The sequence below is a fragment of the Paenibacillus sp. CF095 genome, assembly GCF_900101225.1.
Lineage (GTDB): Bacteria > Bacillota > Bacilli > Paenibacillales > Paenibacillaceae > Paenibacillus.
The window spans coordinates 2123692-2141369 of the sequence record NZ_FMZN01000001.1; the positions used below are offsets into that span (position 1 = coordinate 2123692).

The following is a 17678-nucleotide window of genomic DNA, read 5'->3' on the forward strand; positions in this document are numbered from 1 at the left end:
TCGCTTTTGCTTAAAATATAGAAGACCTCATCTTTCCGTATCCGGAAGTTGGGGTCTTCTTTTTATCGCGATTTATTTACGCCAAAATGTTGAACATTCTGCCTTATCCGCTATATTGAACTCAATCATTCTCTCAAGTAACTCAAAATCAATCTCCTGTTTCCACTTCATCCGTATCAATTCTTTGGTATGATCGTAACCCGCCTGCGTGATCTCTTCCGAAAAACGATTAATTCCTGCCTTCTCGGGAGCAACAGCCAAATGTTGCTTGGATACACTAAAACCAATGATGAAGGTCTCATGGTCGGTAAACATCGGTTGGTTCCAGGCTATTTTTTGTTTTAAATTCGGGAATTTTTCAGTGACCCAGTTCAAGACTTCTTCCGTTCGTGCCTGTTGTTCCGGGTTATCGATGCGTGCTATAAATTCTGCAAAGGTCTCCATTGGTTCCCCCTATATCATGAAATATACTATTTAATTTGCCCCATTCAAACTCATTCTATCATGAATATCAAATTCAAAAACCCTTATCTGCCCGATAACTCAACAAAAAATGAGCAGCCTGCTAGACTTTAAATGTTTTCCTTTATCCAAGAACGCAACTTATTCGCATAGAAAGCGCGTTCATCTGGATCGGACTGAGAACCATTTGACAGATACAGTTGATCATTCACGTATCTAGGGTAAACATGCAGATGATAATGCCACACGTCTTGATTGCCAGCAGGTTCATTATGTTACCGTGTCGAAATCCCATCACATCCATATGTACTTTTCATTGCAAATGCTGTAAGCTGAGCCGCGCGGTGAATTTCAACAGCGTAATCCGCAGGGAGTTCAAAGATGTTTTCGAAATGTTGATTCGGAATAATAAGAACATGTCCTTTATTGTTTGGCCACCATTTGCCTGCTATAAATGCCGTTACCTTTTCATTCTGATAGATGATATCCATTTGTTTAGTTCCCTGATCAGGTCGCTCGATACCCCAAATACGACAAAATGGACATTCGTACCCTTCAGGCTGATGTGAAAATGATGCTTTCATCTTTCTCATTCCACTCCTTTCATTTTTTCATCTAGTTATTAGACGTATGCCACTTCTGTTCGTTGCGAAAAGGGCGCGGGTTGTAGAATGATCAGCAATTAACAAACTGAAAAGCAAAAAGCAGCTGACCTTGACGGCAGCTGCTTTCTTCTATCTTTAACTATCACTATTACACAGTTCACACTTACATAGTGCTAATATCAATAACAAAGCGATATTTCACGTCGGAAGCCAGTACACGCTTGTAAGCTTCGTCAATCTGGTTAGCGGAGATGACCTCAATGTTAGGTGCAATATCATGTTCTGCACAGAAATCGAGCATTTCCTGCGTCTCACGAATGCCACCAATCATGGATCCTGCGAATGAACGGCGATGACCAATAAGAGAAAATACATTAACAGCTAAAGGCTCTGCAGGAGCACCCACGTTCACGAGTGTACCATCCAGCGTGAGCAATGAGAAATAAGCGTTAATGTCAATATTCGCACTCACCGTGTTAATCATCAGATCAAATGTGCCTGCAAGTTTCTCGAATGTTTCCGGTTCGCTTGTAGCATAGTAGTGATCTGCACCAAATTGCAGTCCATCTTCTTTTTTGCTCAATGATTGGGAGAGAACCGTTACTTCCGCGCCCATCGCATGTGCAATTTTGACAGCCATATGACCTAGACCACCCATACCTACAACGGCAACCTTCTTACCTGGGCCAGCTCCCCAGTGATGAAGTGGTGAATACGTCGTAATACCGGCACACAGCAAAGGTGCAGCAGCATCAAGTGCAATGTTATCAGGGATGCGAACGACGAAATCCTCTACGACAACAATATGAGTTGAATATCCACCTTGCGTAGGCTCACCGTATTTGTCTACTCCAGCGTAAGTTTGAATATTTCCTTTGAGACAGTATTGCTCTTCACCTTTGCGACAGTTAACACATTCACCACAAGAGTCCACCATACATCCGACCCCTACTCGGTCACCAACCTTATATTTGGAGACTCCGGTTCCTACATCGGTTACAATCCCGGCAATCTCGTGTCCAGGAACGAGTGGATAATTCACAGGACCCCATTCACCGTGGGCAGTATGGATGTCAGAATGGCAGATACCGGCATATTTAATCTCGATTAATACATCATTGGTATCCAGATCACGTCGTTTAATTTCAGCACTTCTGAATTGTTGGTCTGGTCCGTCAACGGCTCTGGCTTTAGCTATAATCAATGGGATAACCTCCTAGTAATTTAAAGTTCAAAGTTATCTTACCCCCTCTAGTTAACTCTAGGTCAAATGTTTATCTTATTTTTTTATCTCCAACGTACTTTGACATCCAGTTATCCAACATGTTAGAATTCACTCGGATCAATCCTAGAGTTAACTCGAGGTCTACCCCAAGTAGAAAGGAATTCATTCTAAATGCCCTATTCAATCGGTGAAGTTGCCAAAAAATTAGACCTTACGGTATATACATTGCGTTACTATGATAAGGAAGGACTCATGCCTTTTGTAGAACGTACTACGAGCGGAACACGGTTGTTCAAAGATTCAGACATCGACTTTTTAAAGATCATTCAATGTCTGAAGCTGACCGGGATGCCTATTAAAGACATTAAGGACTTCATTGTATGGTGCTCTGAAGGGGACTCCACACTGAAGCAAAGATATGACATGTTTACGGAGCGAAAAGCTATTGTGGAAGCACAAATGGAGGAACTAAGAAAAACCATGGAAGTCATCGAGCACAAACGCTCCTACTATGAAACAGCTTTGGAGGCTGGGACCGAAGAGATTCATAAAATTAAACCGATAGAAAATGCCATCACCAATTGATGGATTAAGCTTTCTCTTTTCTAAAATTAGCGTCAAAAAAAGTAGCTTGAAGTCCTCTAACGGATTTCAAGCTACTTTTATGGGTACGTCTCTGCTCATCATTTCTCCAAAAGTTTCATCGATACATCGATAATCCGGTTTAATTTTTCCTTATCGGTCGAGGTTCTCGCCATGGCTCTGATGCCAACGGAAATATTGTGCAGGTACTCTGCCATTTCCTTCGCATCATGATCAGAGGAGAATTCTCCCTCCCGCTGTCCCCATTGAATAATCTGCTCGAACATTCGCTCAGCTTCGCTAAAAGATTCAAGAGATCGGATGTCCACGTCCGGATCACGTGTGCCTAACTCTACCGCCGAGTTCACGATCAAGCAACCCGATGGTGTATCCTCTGCTTCACTGATCATAACATCGAAAATTTTATGCAGTGCTTCCACTGCCGTCTTGGATGCCTTGATTTCTGCAAGTAATGTGGTGCTGACCTTACCGCTGTAACGATCCATTGCCTGCAAGAACAGCGAATGTTTGTCGTCAAATGTATCATATATACTTCTGCGATGAATTCCCATATGCTCAACCAGGTCACTCATCGACGTTTTCTCGTAACCTTGTTCCCAGAAGATCTTCATTGCTTTATCCAACACTTCGTTCACTTCAAACTCTTTACTTCTAGCCATTCGACTTCCCTCCTAAAATCAATCTAACACATCGGGAACGATCAGTAAATAAAAGATGCAGATACCTCTTTTCATTCTCATCTGATCATGTATTAGCTGATCCGTAAGTGTATATCTTCTGTACTTGTTGTATATCATGACCTGTGTACTTGTGAATATGTAACCAACAATCAGCATGTCTTATCCATTCACATCAAATGTTTGCCTATTCCTATCCGTTTTCTACCGCCCAGGGTCTATATACGATAGAATGTAACTTATTATGTTGTGTCGAAAAAGGAGAACTACGTATGTCTGATCAAATACACGAACAACAAAACGAATTAGCCACACTCATTGACCGTTTGTCTGACAAGGACGGGGTGCACCCTACGGCTATCCCCTCATTATTTCTAATCCGTGAATCGGTCGTTACTGAACCTATATTTAGAGTTAATGAACCATCCTTTTGCATTATCGTTCAGGGTGAAAAAGAGGTCCTGCTGGGACAGGATCGTTTCCGGTATGGTCCAGGAAGTTATATCGTGGCAACCGTTGACTTGCCGGTTAGTGGACAAGTGATTCAAGCCTCGTCTGAGGCTCCCTATCTGGCGCTGAAACTTGAATTCACATCCAGTGAGATTCTGGAAGTATTGAACCATTCTGATTTCCCAGCAAGACCGCGGAAAACGACGAGACGTGCGATGTTTGTCAGCCAAGCCGAGCCATCTCTGCTGGATGCAGTCATCAGGTTAGCCCGTTTGTTGGAAGATCATTCGGAAGATATTCCACTACTCGCTCCTTTGTTCAAAAAGGAAATTCTCTATAAAGTTCTGAAGGGCCCACATGGGATTGCCCTGGAGCAAGCTACCATGGAGGGCAGCCATACCTATCGAATCAGAGACGTTATTGAATATATTATGAATCACTCTGATAAAAATTTTCGGGTCGAGGATCTGGCGGATTTGGCGAATATGAGTACTGCTTCGCTGCACAGACACTTTAAAGAAGTGACTGCCATGAGCCCGATTCAGTTTCAAAAACAACTGAGGCTGCAAGAAGCTCGCCGCTTGTTATTATCCAAATCCACCGATGCAGCAGATGTAGCATTTCAGGTAGGTTACGAGAGTCCTTCCCAATTCAGTCGTGAATATTCTCGTATGTTCGGATATCCGCCCAGAGAAGATATTAAACGCTTGAGAGGCAGAGCCGATGAAACGACTACCATCTCTTGACTGGTTACTGGTTAGTATCGTTCCTTCATCTTGCTTGGGTTAACCGCAGAAAGGACTCCTTCTGTTTTGTCAGAGGAGTCCTTTCTTATTCATGTATTAATGAAGATCATTAATCGTTAAATTATCAATAATTAAAAACCAGTCGTATATTGTTTTGGAACTTCCGTTGTCTTGCGCAAAGCAGTCGCAGCTTCCAAGGCCCAGTAAGGATTTCTTAACAGACCTCTGCCAACTGCAACGAGATCAGCTTCTTCATTGCCGATGACTGCATTTGCCAACGTAGGATCATCGAGTCTTCCAACAGCAATCACAGGCACATCAAGAGCCTCTTTGATTGCTTTAGCGAGAGGTACTTGATAAGCCGCGTGAGTTCCTGGTCTGCCCCATGCAGCAATAGGTCCCTCGCCACCAGATGAGATGTCAAATACGTCAACGCCTGCCTGTTTATATGCTTTGGCAAACTCGGAACTTTCGTTAATGCCATAACCACCTTCTACATATTCTTTGGCTGAAATACGCATCATCAAGGGCATATCCTCGGGCATCTCTGCCTTCGCAGCCTGAATAATCTCCCGGCCGAATAAAGTTAAATCTTGACCATATTCATCTTCTCGCTTGTTTGTTAGTGGAGAATGGAATTGATGAATTAAGTAACCATGTGCACCATGAATCTCAATTGTATCAAAGCCCGCTTTTACAGCACGAGCTACAGCACTCCGGAATTTTTCAACCATTCCTTTAACTTCATCCGTTGTGAGCGCTCTAGGTTGCTTGGAATTCTCATCAAAGGCGATCGCGGATGGAGCAACTGGAACTTCGGCATCTTCTGCTTTGCGGCCCGCATGAGCAATCTGAATACCGACCTTGGCACCATAACTGTGACACGCATCGACGATCCGCTTCAGAGCTGGGATCTGTTCATCCGACCACAGTCCAAGATCATAATCTGAGATCCGGCCATCCGGTTCCACATCTGTCATTTCAATGATAATGAGACCTGTTCCTCCCACGGCACGACTAACGTAGTGCATATAATGCCAATCTGTTGCAATACCATCTTTTTGCTCAACTGAATATTGGCGCATTGGAGCCATTACGACACGGTTTTTAAGCTCTAGGCTTTTAAAAGAATATGGACTAAACAAATCTGTCATCAAAATAAAACTCCCCTTTTCATGAATCACGTATAATAAAAATGCATGCGCAAGCATCGAATCAATGCCTACAATTAATAACTCCGTATGATTTAGAACTCACATTTAACTTTTACTTCATCACATAAAGACATTCAAATCCATGCTTTCGCAAAATACGGACAGCCTTTTTGGATTGAAGCATACCAGGTGACATTATAATTACGTTATCTTCTCGAAGAAGGTATTTTTCCCATGTGAAAGCAAGCCGTCCCAATGAGATGTTAATCGTATCCGGAGTAGGATTAGCCATATAATCCGTCGCATCTCGAATATCAATCACTTTATACTGCCGAAAATCACGCTCATGTCTGAGAAATACTTCATAATCTATATATTCAAGATTGCGCAATGGCCAAATTTGACGTACAACGATGAAGATACCTAATATGAAGGTCAAAAGCATCAACATAATCATTGTAAAGCCCTCTCTTAACTCTTCTCATATCGTCGAAAATTTTGTTTTGCATCAAAGCCTAATCAATGCCTCAGATATTGTATCCTCACCAGCGATTAGATCAAATGAACGCTTGTAGGTATTCTTCTCACTCAAACTGGCCAAAATCACATGAGCTACATCTTCACGAGCAATGTTACCGGTTGTGATATTCTCGGCAGCAGAAATTTTACCTGTTCCTGGTTCATTCATTAGAATCCCTGGACGTATAATGGTATATGTTAATCCACTGATCTCTAACAATTTATCAGCATAGTGCTTCGCTGCATAATATGGAAGGGTGTTATCATGCCAGTTCTCACGATTATTGGCTTGGATCGCACTCACCATAATAAATCGATCAATACCCGCTTTTTGAGCCGCTTCAATAGTTTTCCCGGCACCATCCAGATCAATGAGGAGTGTTTTATCATATCCCGTTGTACCACCAGAGCCAGCTGCAAATACAATTGCGTCACAACCCGTTGCAGCAGCTACAAGTGAGTCAACCTTACCTTCCAAGTTGGCAAGCACCGTTTCCACACCCTGTGCTGCAAATGAATCTACCTGTTCTTGTTTTCGTACCATGGCAAGAACGGTGTGTTCTTCACTATTCTTCAAAAGATGAATAAGCTGTTGACCAATCTGTCCATTTGATCCAACGACGAATACCTTCATGTTCAAATACCCCCTTTATACATGAATCACCGCATCCACATTAAATTCATGCGCATGCATTTAATTTAATGGATATTTTAATGAGTGTCAAGTCTTCTTATAGGGTAAATGATTACATTACCCTATATTCACCCTAGCCTTAGAACAATTCTTTAGTGAGGTTCTCTAATCGAGTCTCAAATCCATCCTGTTCCAATTCAGTTTGCAAGACCTGATTAAACGTTTGAAGTGCTTTCTTGTATTTATTCTCTCCAAGCTCCGTAATACGAGTGTAAATGCCACGCCGGTCATCTTCACATGCATGTCTTTCCAGAGCCCCACAGTCTTTGGCTTCCATCCTAACGACGAGCCTGGAAGTAGCACTTTGGCTCAACCCCACTAGTTCTTGAAGTTGCTGTAGGCGTAATTCCTTACCCTCCGCATTATATATGAAGTTTAACACATAAAATTCCTTCAAAGATAAGTCATATTGTTGAAGCAGAGCTTGTTCCAGCTTCTCGTTCAGATGGGTATGAATGTTAGAGAAAGCCAACCAAACATTCAAACGTTCACTCTTTTGCTGCAATCTGGATCACCCCACTTGATATTTAATGTTCATCAGCTGTTATCCTATTGTATCAAGCTTAATTACATTGGTCAAAATCCATCCAAGATCGACGTATATAACATTCTAATCTCATAAGAAGAGCATTTCCCCATCTTGTAACGATTTTTGGAAATGCTCCAGTATTACCATTTATGCAGTAATCTTACTTCGCGGTAAGCAGGCTATCGGAAATAAATTGCAGCTGACCTTCCAACGTTAATGGATCGTTGTATGAGTCTGAGGTCGGGTCAAGCTGGAACACATGATTTGCCTTCACCGCAGGCAAGTTCTTCCATAATGTATTGTCATATACAATCTTGGGATCAGTTTTATCTCCCGACCACGGGCTGGTAAAGATGATATCACCTGCATACTCCGGTAATAGTTCCATGGAGATTGAAGCCCATCCAGTTCCGCTGTCAATCGCTTCAGCTTGGGCCTTGGCTGGTGCCTTGAGACCAAACTCCCCGTAAATAATTTCACCGCCTCGACCATAGTTATGACCGAATACAAATAATCCTTTGGCGTATGGATTCAGTATGGAAACGGTGCGATCGCCTACAGCTTCCTGAACCTTGGGCTTCAGTTCGTTGATCTTCGCTTCCCATTTAGCATTCCAAGCTTTAGCTGCGTCTTCTCTATTGGTGAGCTTGCCAATTTCAAGCATCAGATCCTTGAAATTGCGCTTACCATATGCAATCTGTACAACAGGCGCAATCTGCTCCAGCTTGTCGATGCCCTCTGTTCCAGTGTACACGATAAATAAGTCCGGTTTTAAACTGATTAGTTTCTCTGGTGTAGGCTCTTGACCCAGATCACTGGTGCCCGCTGCTACAAGTTGATCCTTGATATATTTGTTGTTCATCGCTCCTGATAAAGCGCCGACTACTGGTGCATCCAGGGCAACAAAGTACCCTGTCGAAAATGATGTCAAATCAATAATGCGCTTAGGATTCTTCGGTACCTGTACTTCTCCTGCATCCGATTGATATGTAACAAGTTCCTCTTCGGCAGTTGCCGCTTTATCAGCTGAAGAAGCTGAATCCGAGTTCGTCTTGGTTTCTGTCTCCGCAGCTGCATTCGCGCTATCACCGGTTGTACTATTGGTCGTCGCAGACTGACCACATGCACTAAGTACAATCAGGAAGATGAGTGCCATCATGATCCATATTGATTTTATCTGTTTACACAAAATAAACCCACCTTTTCGTTGATATTGATAATCGTTATCAACGATATCATGCTATGCAGGATTTGACAAGCTATGTTTATTTCCCTCTCTCTATGAACTCTAACTTGCAAGTCACCAAGTTAAACAGCTATCATCAATAGAGTAGACAAGTCACTTTTATTAAAAAGAGAGATCATTGGAAAGCCAATGAAACGTATTCAAGGAGGACAACATGGAAGAGATTATATTGTGGTTAAAGTATTTATTTTTAGGTATTGTTCAAGGTGCAACGGAGCCGATTCCCGTGTCCTCAAGCGGTCATCTGATCATCGCCCAGAAACTGATGGGCATCAAGCAGAATGGATTGTCATTTGAGATTTTAACAAACACAGCATCACTTATCGCTATTATTTTTATTTTCCGGGAAGATATCAAAAAGTTGATTATTGGTGCATTGGGTTACCTGCGTACTCGTAAAGAAGAATATCGAGCTGACTTCATGTTTTGCTTATACATAATTATTGGTACGATCCCTGCTGCTGTCGTTGCAGTCCTGTTCAAAGACCGGATTGAAGAAATTTTCTCGTCCGTTTATACCGTTTCCATCGCGTTATTAATCACCGGGGTTGCCTTGTGGCTTATTCGTAATCTTCGTGGGCGCAAGCAAGACGGTGATCTGTCTACGAAAGATGCACTGTTGGTAGGTCTGGCTCAGGCGGTCGCTCTTATTCCGGGCATTAGCCGCTCAGGGGCAACTGTAATTGCGTCCATCGCTGTCGGCATGAAACAGGAAACCGCTTTGAAGTTCTCCTTTATGCTGTACATTCCCATAAGTATCGGTGGACTCATTATGGGTGTATCCGACATTGCCAATGATCCGAATCGATCACAACTGGCTATTCCTTATCTGATCGCATTCATCACGACACTTTTTGTCACGTATTTCTCCATGAGATGGTTTATGGGCATTATGGCCAAAGGCAACCTGAAATACTTTTCGTATTACTGTTTTGCCGCAGGAACATTGTTGCTGATTTTCTTATAAAAAAAGTCCACACACCAAAAGGAACAACCAGCGATGGTTGTTCCTTTGTTGTATAGTGGCAGAACCTTAATGACCTATAGCAAGAGTTAGACGGTCAGACGCGTAGCCTTGTTGCTTCTGTTAACCAGCTCTGTTGCCGCGTACATGACACTGAACAGAATCAGCAGAATCAGGGGTACCATTGACATTCCCCATTCGCTTGCAATGAGCCCCATACCTAACGGGATGAGTGTTGAACCTGTGTAGGCACTGGCCATTTCGAGTCCTATTACACTTGGGGATGCCTTCTCGCCGAAGCGTTCCGGTGTCGCATGAACAATACTCGGATAGATCGGTGCTCCTCCCAATCCCACGATAAATAAAGCCCCAGCGGCAATCCAGTAAGGAATGGGCATAACCAGGATAACCAATCCGAAGCATCCAATGATTCCACCATACCTGATGAGATTTTTGCTGGATACATGAGTCGAAAGAAAACCTGAGATTATGCGTCCCAAGATAATGCCAATGAAAAATAGAGAGGATAGTGCTGCGGCAGTACCTGGAGAAACTCCTTTGCTAACAATGAAGAAAGAAGCCATCCACAGACCGGCAGCAGTTTCGGAACCGTTGTAACAGAGCATCGCAAGCATCGACATTTTCACGCCGGGGATACGTATGGCCTCACGGTTGCTTACGCGTTTCTTCTCATCGCCTGACCCCTCTACTCTTCCCTTCTCAAAAATCTTCCATAGAGACAATGTTGATAATAAGATCACCACGATCCCAAGCAAAATCAATCCCACAGTAACGTATCCTGCACGCCAGTTGTTTGCTTGATTCAGCCAATATGCCATAACGAGTGGGCCTGTCACTGCGCCAATTCCCCAGAAACAATGCAACCAGTTCATATGCTTGGCCTTGAAATGCAAGGCTACATAATTACTTAGTGCCGCATCCACCGAACCTGCACCTAAGCCGAGAGGGACCGCCAGAATCAGTAAAAACACAAAATTCTCAGAGAATGAGAATCCCAACAGCGCGATCGTTGTTGAGAGGATACTGAATAATGTGACTTTACCCGTTCCGAACCGGTGTAACAATCGGCTGGCGGACAGACTGGACACTACTGTACTAAATGAAATGATTAGCGATATGTAACCAGCCATTTCTGTTGTCGCATGTATATCGTTTTTCATAACGGACCAGGCACTGCCAAGTAAAGCATCAGGTAATCCCAGCCCTATAAATGCGAGATAAATAATGATTAACAATAACGTGACCATCTGGGTGTCTCTCCTCAGTTTGTTTAATTTCTGATTCGCTTTGAACCACCCATATAATAATATTGATATTTTTATCTGTAATCTTCCTATATTTTGACTCGTTATATCAGTATTCTGATATATTTTTGTTATCCTACATCACTGGTTCAAAATAGGAATTTCTCCAAGCAAATTCTTCAAGTTAATGGCATCCCACGGCATATGCTCAGTTATCCCTAATCCCACCACATCTGATTCTTTAGACAGTTCTTTGATCAGATGAAGCAAGTGAGGTAATTGCATGGTTCCCGCCGGTGAAAACACATAAGGTTCCCCTGGTTTGGCGAATAACAATGAACGGAACATGTTGGGATCAAGCACATCCAGATCAAGGTGAATTGCCAGATGTTTGAACCCAGTCTCTTTAATCCACTTCTTAATCGAATCCATGCCATGGGTTAATTCTTCAGTTCCAGCCGTTCGGATACCCAATCTTTGAATTACTTCGGTTTCCTGTTCCGTAGGGGTTGTCAACCCGGCCATGAAGACATGTTCAGGCTTCAAGGGGACACTCACATGTTTGGCAAACTCCGGATCGCCTTCCCCAAGAAGGTTCCCAAGCGGTAAAGTATGACCGTTGTCATAGCCCTCGTATCTAACCAAATCACCATGTGCATCAATCCATATCAAACCAAGTTCTCCGCCATATCGTTCATTTAAATAAGCAAACGGGGCTTGTTCAACCAAACAGTCACCGCCAAACATGACAATGCGATCCGGCTGGTGAGCTTGAATAATATGCTGGGCAGCCTGCAATTGCTGAAGTAGCTGTGTTCTGCCTTTTATCCCGTTCTCGCTTACCAGAGATGTTCCATCATAAGCCTCAACAGGAACATGAATGAGAGGTTGATCATTGTCAGGTGCAAGCCATGCAAGCAGCTCCGCTCCAAAAGAGTAGTTAGGATTATCTCCACCTTGCCATTGTGGCATAAGTAAACGTATTGTTTTTTGAGTCATCGTAAATCCCCTTTACTTCAAAGTAAGGTTAGTATAAACTGAGCCCAAACAAATAAATAGTACGGTCTTTTAGGATAGGTACTACCCGGAAGGATAGTGTGAATGATGAGTATGGCTGAATACCACGGTAAAGTTAAAAATATTCAAGATACCCCTTTTGGATACACGTTGTCCGTTATTGGTGGCAAATGGAAAATGGTGATTATGTATCTTCTGGCTGATAACCAGCCTGTCCGCTTCAATGAACTTAAAAGACAGATCGGCGCCATCACGTATAAAACGCTGAGTTCACAGCTCAAAGAATTGGAAGCAGATGGTATGGTGGAGCGGAAAGAATATCCCCAAGTCCCTCCTAAAGTCGAGTACCGTCTGACAGCCAAAGCTGAAACGTTATTGCCCGTTTTGGAAGGACTATGCGAATGGGGTGTCCAACACCAAGAACCTTCGATCAATAATAGCGCAACGGATTAAACGCTTTTGTCTGTATTTTCAGATGAGATAATTGGAGTAAATGCAGTATGTTAAAATGCAAAAAGTCGCCAATCGGCGACTTTTTTACTTTTATCTTGTGTTCCTCTGTCCGTTCAGGAAATAAAAGCTGTAATTCGTAGAATTATACTTTTTCGTGTACCAGATCTTTCTGGTAGGCCAACACTCTGTCCCAATTGCCACTGAAAACAGGAATTCGGTAATACCCTACACGCTCATACAGCGCTGCAGCTTCTGGCTGCAAGGGCCCTGTTTGCAGTTTCAGATTGGTATAACCAAGTTCGTTCGCAAGACGCTCTGCCTCGGCCAATATCGCCTGGGCAATCCCCTTACGGCGGTAACCACTGCGTGTATACATGCGTTTAACTTCTACAGATGTATCATCAAGGGGTCTAAGTGCTCCGCAACCGACCGGATACCCGTCGATCCTGGCAACGATAAAAGCCGCACGTGGCACCTCAACGTCTGACAGTTGAAATCCCGCCGTTCCATCACCGCCATATAACAAACCGAGTTCTTCACTCAGTTCCTTGATCAATAACAGCGAATCTTCGCTCCGAATATCTTCAGCTGCTGCATGCACGATATGTGTCATCCCACATACCCCCTTTATCTTATTGGACTTATTGGTTTAAATGATATATCTAAATTATCATTCCCAACAGCAAGCGTCAATTCCCCAATTCATTGAATATTTCTATAAGTACACCCTATAAATACCCGAACGTATCTTATTGCCGTCTTTATTCGTTTACATAAGAAATATAACAAGCAACGATGTATATGAATTTCAACTCTCGGAGGTCTGATATTATGGAAATTTCAAAGGGAATAACGATGCTTCAGCTTGATTTTGAGGGGAATTTGATTCACCCTGTTCTAATATGGGATGAAGAAACGGCCGTGTTAATTGATACCGGATTCCCTGGACAATATGACGATTTGCGTATCGCACTCGAAAAGATTGGTGTGCCGATCAGCCGACTCAAAGCAGTGATATTGACGCATCAGGATGTGGACCATATCGGGTGTCTTCCCGAGATTTTGCAGGAGTGTTACTCACAAGTCAAGATATATGCGCATGAGCTGGATAAGCCATATATTGAGGGACAGCTCCCTCTTCTGAAAGACAGTCAGCTTGAGCATCCTCCAAAGGGCAAAGTAGATGAAACTCTAATTGATGGTCAGGAACTGCCGTTTTGCGGCGGAATTCACGTGATTCATACACCTGGTCATACGCCAGGTCATATCAGTCTATATTTGATGGGCAGCAAGACGCTCATCGCCGGAGATTCAATGTATAGTGTAGACGGCAGGCTTGGAGGCATTCATGAACCTACTACGCTGGATATCGAAACGGCTCGTTGCTCCTTGAAAAAGTATATGGAACTCGACATTTCATCTGTGATTTGTTACCACGGTGGACGAAGTCATGTGAATGTAAATGAACAGATCTCAGAACTTACTCAAGGGTTATAAATAGTAAATTTGCTGATCCGCGAATGGTTACCGTCTAAACCCAGAAACCATTCTTAGCATAGTCTTCCTATTGTTTGGCATACTGCAAAATGGCTGTAGCCGCACGAATTCGAAGCTCTTCTTCTTCACTGTGTAACGCTTCTCTCAGCACCTGGAGAGCTGTTTGAATCGTGGCTTCATCTACCCCTGTTGAGAGAGAGTTGGTTGCTTCGGCTGTTATACTGACTGCAAGACCTCGATCCAGCTGTGCTTGTGATATGGGATACTCAAACTTCGCAAGGATGGCTGAATCATTTTGCAGTGCCTGCACTTTGTCATTCAGCTCAGCGAGAGGAATACGACCCAACCATGTAATTCCCCGACGGTGACAGATCAAGTCGTTTTCTGTGCCAGCGGAATCGTCGTAATAATAATCCCCGATATCCCCAACATACGTCCATTCATCATCGCTAATTAATACATAATCTCCATCCTGCATGAGGTTAGCAAACATATGTAGTGTCGCGTGTGTGCTCGCCAATTCTGCTTCATCCAAGCTATAGTGTTGAACTAACTGTTCCTTCCATAACTCCGGGGGCGTTTGCTCCAGATCCCCTGTACCTGACCAAGCAATACCAATATAATTGTCTTCCAGAAATGATGCTACTCTGTTGACTCCGTGTACGGTGGACTGGATGTGATACAGATTCATGCGTACCGCCTTCCTTTCAATCATTCGTATGAACATAGTTAATCATTGTAACATTAGTGGGGTCTATTTCAAACGTAATGATCTCTTTCGCATTTGGCGGGTTATGTGGACCGTAGAACGTACTGATTTCCAGAACCGTTCGAAAATTATAACCACCTTGTGTGCACCTTTTAAGTTCCAATACGTGGATATCATATAGCCCGTAGCTAGGTACCGGCATATGATTTTCCTGATAATAGTTGGTAATCTCACAGGCAATTTACCATACTCATCCACCTTTTTACTTTCTATTATCCCGAGCGAATGCAAAAGCATACAAAATATGATTACGATCTATTATTTATCCTTAGCTGAGTTGGAAGGTTATTCTGTCATCGGAGTGGCAAGTGTAAATACTCGTTAATTCAACTTATGAAGCATACACCTTTGGATATAGCCTCAGGCTATAACTAGGTATAATTTAATGGAATTACATTATAACTCTGAATCTGTGATAAATTTTGTGTAACATAAAAGCAGAGGGGTTTTAAACGATGACAAAAAGCAGTGTATTGGGATATCCGCGTATTGGTGCTGATCGGGAATGGAAGAAAGCGTTGGAAGCGTTCTGGGCAGGTAAGCTGGAGGAAACAGAATTTCACGCACGTTTGCAGGAGATTCGTATCGATCATTTGCGCAAGCAACAAGCGAAAGGCATCGACATCATTCCGGTTAATGACTTTAGCTATTATGATCATATCCTGGATACGGCCGTGATGTTTGGCATTATTCCTAAACGTTTTGCTTATGATGGTGGTTCCGTTCCGTTGTCCGTATATTATGGCATTGCCCGGGGAACAAAAGATGCCGCAGCAAGTGAAATGACAAAATGGTTTAACACCAACTACCACTACATAGTACCTGAACTGGACGGGGCTTCCCCAACTCTGACGGAAAACAAACCACTTCTCGCTTATCGTGAAGCAAAAGAAAAACTCGGCATTGAAGGTAAACCGGTTATTGTTGGACCGCTAACCTTCCTGAAGCTCTCCAAAGGTTATGATAAATCCGAGACAGATGCTTGGTTGGACCGCTTGCTGCCACTTTACACTCAATTGCTTCAAGAACTTGCAAGCGAAGGCGTTCAGTGGGTGCAGATCGATGAACCTATCCTGGTAACCAAATTAAGCAATGAAGACGTACAGCGTCTGAATAAAATATATAAAACATTTGCCGCAGCCGTTCCAGGCCTGAATATTATGTTGCAAACGTACTTTGAATCTGTCGAAAACTACAACGATATTGTTGCACTGCCAGTTCAAGGTGTAGGACTTGATTTTGTACACGGACTCTCTGGTAACACACAATCCATTCGGACATCCGGTTTCCCGGCAGACAAAGTGCTCGGTGCAGGTATTATTGATGGACGTGGGATCTGGAAAGCTTCCCTTCAAGCAAAACTGAACTTGCTGAATGAATTAACTGAGTTCGTGACACCTGAACGTATCATCGTGCAATCATCTTGCAGCCTGCTGCATGTGCCAGTTACAACAGAACGTGAGGTAAAACTTACACCCGAACTGAAAAATGCTCTTGCATTTGCAGATGAAAAGCTGGATGAGATTGTTCTTTTGACTACAGCCTTATCTTCACCAAGTGCAGAGATTACCGCCAAAATAGACGAAGCTGAGCTTACCCTTCAAGCGCTTCAGCAATCCGAAGATCGGAACCGTACCGCTGTACAGAAAGCCGTTGCTTCCATCAGTGTTCAACAGCCAGAGCGCTCCCGTCCTTTTGCAGAGCGTCATGAAGCCCAACAGGCCAAATGGCAATTGCCACTCTTCCCGACAACAACGATAGGTAGTTTCCCACAATCTGCTGAAGTCAGAAAAGCACGTCAGTTGTGGCGCAAGGGTGAGTTGAACAACGAACAGTATGCTGCCTTCATCCGGGATCAGATTGATATCTGGATCAAGATTCAAGAAGAGATCGGAATTGACGTACTGGTGCATGGTGAGTTTGAGCGTACCGACATGGTTGAATTCTTTGGCGAGAAACTTGCCGGTTTTGCCTTTACACAGTTCGGCTGGGTACAATCATATGGTTCCCGTTGCGTGAAGCCACCTATCATCTTCGGAGATGTTGCGTTTACTGGTGAAATGACGGTTGAAGAAACGAAATATGCCCAATCGCAGACTGAGCGTCCTGTCAAAGGCATGCTCACTGGCCCGATTACCATCATGAACTGGTCATTCGTACGCGAAGACATTGCTCGTGAGCAGATTGCCTATCAATTGGCGTATGCGTTGAGACAGGAAGTCGAAGCACTTGAACAGGCAGGCATTGGCATGATCCAGGTTGACGAGCCGGCTGTTCGTGAAGGGCTTCCGTTGAAAGAAAATGAACAAGCCGACTACCTGGCTTGGGCAGTCAAAGCGTTCCGTATCTCCACGTGCACGGTGCATGAAACGACTCAAATTCATACACATATGTGCTATTGCGAATTCCATGACATGATTGATTCCATTGAAGCTATGGATGCGGATGTTATCTCCATTGAGACATCCCGTAGTCACGGTGAACTGATTCATAGTTTTGAAGAAAATACGTATGAGCTCGGTATCGGTCTTGGCGTATATGATATCCATAGTCCACGTGTTCCGAGTGTAGATGAAATGAGCAGCATGATTGAACGTGCCCTGCGTGTTCTTGATCCGAAGCTGTTCTGGATTAACCCGGACTGCGGATTGAAAACCCGTGGACAAGAAGAAACGGTTGCTTCTCTGCGCAACATGGTTGATGCAACCAGAATCGCTCGTACCAATCACGCTTCAGCTGCTGTATTGTAATCGGCTGCGAAGCAGCATATCTTCAAAAGCAAAAGTAGCAAAGGCGGACACCC

The 17678-nt window shown here is 43.5% G+C and carries 20 protein-coding genes; 6 read left to right on the plus strand and 14 right to left on the minus strand.

The features are described 5' to 3' along the window. Nucleotides 1–72: 72 nt before the first annotated feature. The 3 genes from BLS69_RS09180 to BLS69_RS09190 form a co-directional block, all read right to left on the minus strand. Nucleotides 73–444, minus strand: a complete 372-nt coding sequence (locus BLS69_RS09180) for an iron chaperone (RefSeq protein WP_091030634.1) — start codon at nucleotides 442–444, stop codon at nucleotides 73–75. A 293-nt stretch (nucleotides 445–737) separates the two neighbouring features. Further along, the gene (locus tag BLS69_RS09185) at nucleotides 738–1046 is read right to left on the minus strand and encodes an HIT family protein (protein WP_256332263.1); all 309 of its coding nucleotides are present in this window, start codon (nucleotides 1044–1046) and stop codon (nucleotides 738–740) included. Nucleotides 1047–1230: 184 nt separating this feature from the next. Then, nucleotides 1231–2271, minus strand: coding sequence for an NAD(P)-dependent alcohol dehydrogenase (locus BLS69_RS09190; protein WP_091030636.1), 1041 nt, complete (start codon nucleotides 2269–2271; stop codon nucleotides 1231–1233). A gap of 192 nt (nucleotides 2272–2463) precedes the next feature. On the opposite strand from BLS69_RS09190, the gene BLS69_RS09195 reads away from it, so the two are divergent. Beyond that, on the plus strand, nucleotides 2464–2877 hold the full coding sequence (locus tag BLS69_RS09195; RefSeq protein ID WP_091030638.1) for a MerR family transcriptional regulator: 414 nt from the start codon (nucleotides 2464–2466) through the stop codon (nucleotides 2875–2877). Nucleotides 2878–2975: 98 nt separating this feature from the next. On the opposite strand, the gene BLS69_RS09200 is transcribed toward BLS69_RS09195, so the two are convergent. Next, a complete protein-coding gene (locus BLS69_RS09200) occupies nucleotides 2976–3554 on the minus strand; it encodes a TetR/AcrR family transcriptional regulator (protein ID WP_091030641.1) in 579 nt (192 codons plus the stop codon). Between the two features lie 290 nt (nucleotides 3555–3844). On the opposite strand from BLS69_RS09200, the gene BLS69_RS09205 reads away from it, so the two are divergent. Then, nucleotides 3845–4768 (plus strand): AraC family transcriptional regulator, encoded by a 924-nt coding sequence (locus BLS69_RS09205; RefSeq protein ID WP_091030644.1) that lies wholly within the window; start codon nucleotides 3845–3847, stop codon nucleotides 4766–4768. Between the two features lie 131 nt (nucleotides 4769–4899). Here the strand turns inward: BLS69_RS09205 and BLS69_RS09210 are convergent, their stop codons facing one another. The 5 genes from BLS69_RS09210 to BLS69_RS09230 all read right to left on the minus strand — a co-directional run bounded on the left by BLS69_RS09210 (nucleotide 4900) and on the right by BLS69_RS09230 (nucleotide 8853). Further along, nucleotides 4900–5922 (minus strand): NADH:flavin oxidoreductase/NADH oxidase, encoded by a 1023-nt coding sequence (locus BLS69_RS09210; RefSeq protein ID WP_091030646.1) that lies wholly within the window; start codon nucleotides 5920–5922, stop codon nucleotides 4900–4902. Nucleotides 5923–6034: 112 nt separating this feature from the next. Beyond that, a complete protein-coding gene (locus tag BLS69_RS09215) occupies nucleotides 6035–6379 on the minus strand; it encodes a rhodanese-like domain-containing protein (RefSeq protein WP_091030648.1) in 345 nt (114 codons plus the stop codon). Nucleotides 6380–6430: 51 nt separating this feature from the next. Beyond that, complete coding sequence (locus BLS69_RS09220) at nucleotides 6431–7075, minus strand: SDR family oxidoreductase (RefSeq protein WP_091030651.1); 645 nt, start codon at nucleotides 7073–7075, stop codon at nucleotides 6431–6433. Between the two features lie 139 nt (nucleotides 7076–7214). Then, nucleotides 7215–7640, minus strand: a complete 426-nt coding sequence (locus tag BLS69_RS09225) for a MarR family winged helix-turn-helix transcriptional regulator (RefSeq protein WP_017688556.1) — start codon at nucleotides 7638–7640, stop codon at nucleotides 7215–7217. Nucleotides 7641–7824: 184 nt separating this feature from the next. Continuing rightward, the gene (locus tag BLS69_RS09230) at nucleotides 7825–8853 is read right to left on the minus strand and encodes an ABC transporter substrate-binding protein (protein ID WP_091030654.1); all 1029 of its coding nucleotides are present in this window, start codon (nucleotides 8851–8853) and stop codon (nucleotides 7825–7827) included. Between the two features lie 211 nt (nucleotides 8854–9064). On the opposite strand from BLS69_RS09230, the gene BLS69_RS09235 reads away from it, so the two are divergent. Then, nucleotides 9065–9877: an undecaprenyl-diphosphate phosphatase gene (locus BLS69_RS09235; RefSeq protein ID WP_036608062.1), complete on the plus strand. Its 813-nt coding sequence runs from the start codon at nucleotides 9065–9067 to the stop codon at nucleotides 9875–9877. An 86-nt stretch (nucleotides 9878–9963) separates the two neighbouring features. Here BLS69_RS09235 and BLS69_RS09240 read toward each other — a convergent pair whose 3' ends face one another. Both BLS69_RS09240 and BLS69_RS09245 read right to left on the minus strand, forming a co-directional pair. Then, nucleotides 9964–11142, minus strand: coding sequence for an MFS transporter (locus BLS69_RS09240; protein WP_091030655.1), 1179 nt, complete (start codon nucleotides 11140–11142; stop codon nucleotides 9964–9966). A 138-nt stretch (nucleotides 11143–11280) separates the two neighbouring features. Beyond that, nucleotides 11281–12138, minus strand: a complete 858-nt coding sequence (locus BLS69_RS09245; protein WP_091030658.1) for an arginase family protein — start codon at nucleotides 12136–12138, stop codon at nucleotides 11281–11283. A 105-nt stretch (nucleotides 12139–12243) separates the two neighbouring features. On the opposite strand from BLS69_RS09245, the gene BLS69_RS09250 reads away from it, so the two are divergent. Beyond that, nucleotides 12244–12609 (plus strand): winged helix-turn-helix transcriptional regulator, encoded by a 366-nt coding sequence (locus BLS69_RS09250; protein ID WP_026081085.1) that lies wholly within the window; start codon nucleotides 12244–12246, stop codon nucleotides 12607–12609. A 142-nt stretch (nucleotides 12610–12751) separates the two neighbouring features. On the opposite strand, the gene BLS69_RS09255 is transcribed toward BLS69_RS09250, so the two are convergent. Further along, on the minus strand, nucleotides 12752–13222 hold the full coding sequence (locus tag BLS69_RS09255; RefSeq protein ID WP_074095010.1) for a GNAT family N-acetyltransferase: 471 nt from the start codon (nucleotides 13220–13222) through the stop codon (nucleotides 12752–12754). A gap of 218 nt (nucleotides 13223–13440) precedes the next feature. On the opposite strand from BLS69_RS09255, the gene BLS69_RS09260 reads away from it, so the two are divergent. Further along, the gene (locus tag BLS69_RS09260) at nucleotides 13441–14106 is read left to right on the plus strand and encodes an MBL fold metallo-hydrolase (RefSeq protein WP_091030660.1); all 666 of its coding nucleotides are present in this window, start codon (nucleotides 13441–13443) and stop codon (nucleotides 14104–14106) included. Between the two features lie 67 nt (nucleotides 14107–14173). On the opposite strand, the gene BLS69_RS09265 is transcribed toward BLS69_RS09260, so the two are convergent. Both BLS69_RS09265 and BLS69_RS32920 read right to left on the minus strand, forming a co-directional pair. Continuing rightward, nucleotides 14174–14797: a hypothetical protein gene (locus BLS69_RS09265; protein ID WP_091030664.1), complete on the minus strand. Its 624-nt coding sequence runs from the start codon at nucleotides 14795–14797 to the stop codon at nucleotides 14174–14176. Nucleotides 14798–14813: 16 nt separating this feature from the next. Continuing rightward, nucleotides 14814–15056, minus strand: a complete 243-nt coding sequence (locus BLS69_RS32920; RefSeq protein ID WP_371129068.1) for a DUF3888 domain-containing protein — start codon at nucleotides 15054–15056, stop codon at nucleotides 14814–14816. 274 nt (nucleotides 15057–15330) lie between these two features. Between BLS69_RS32920 and metE the strand changes: the two genes are divergently transcribed. Next, complete coding sequence (gene metE / locus BLS69_RS09275) at nucleotides 15331–17625, plus strand: 5-methyltetrahydropteroyltriglutamate--homocysteine S-methyltransferase (RefSeq protein WP_091030670.1); 2295 nt, start codon at nucleotides 15331–15333, stop codon at nucleotides 17623–17625. Nucleotides 17626–17678: the final 53 nt, after the last annotated feature.